The organism is Mesorhizobium sp. M0715 (assembly GCF_040320355.1).
Lineage (GTDB): Bacteria > Pseudomonadota > Alphaproteobacteria > Rhizobiales > Rhizobiaceae > Mesorhizobium.
The window spans coordinates 1-580 of sequence record NZ_JAMYPL010000079.1 but is presented as its reverse complement, the minus strand read 5'-3'; the positions used below and the strand labels follow the sequence as shown (position 1 = coordinate 580).

Sequence of the window (580 nt, the reverse complement as noted above, 5' to 3'; positions counted from 1 at the left end):
AGACTATGCCGTGGCTGCCTTGCGGCGGGCGGATTTCGGCCTGCGCAGGCAAGCATGCGGTTGAGGACGGCACAGGCGATGGCGACTTCGGTCTGCTGAACGGGAAGCGACCGTGCCCGCAAACGTCGCCCGATGATGGACTTGTATCGCCCTATGGCGGTCTCAACCAGCGAGCGTTCGCCGTAGCCGTTGGAGACCTGCCATTTCATCCGGCCGTCTCTGCTGATTGCGACGAGATGCTGGTCCCTTTGGTCGGAAGGTCGATCGTCGATCGGTTCGGCCGCGTTGACACGAGGGGGAATGACGATGGCGACAGCCGCGCTGTGATTGATGACTGCGCCGTAAGTTGGCTTTCCATCATAGGCAGCGTCGGCAGTAAACTGTCCGATCGGACCGCCAATCTGGTCGAGTAGTGGCTCAACTTGAGAGACATCGCCAGTGTCCTGATCAGTCAGGATATGGGCAATGATCTCGCCGCTGTCGGCATCCAGTGCCAGATGCAGCTTGCGCCACCTGCGACGGGATCTGGCGCCGTGCCTCTCCTCCAGCCACTGGCCCGCGCCGTAGACCTGCAGGCCGG

The 580-nt window shown here is 62.2% G+C and carries 1 pseudogene; it reads right to left on the bottom strand.

Annotated elements, in window-relative coordinates:
- Positions 1-3: 3 nt before the first annotated feature.
- Positions 4-580: pseudogene (locus NKI21_RS32365) on the bottom strand (IS5 family transposase); the annotation flags it as partial.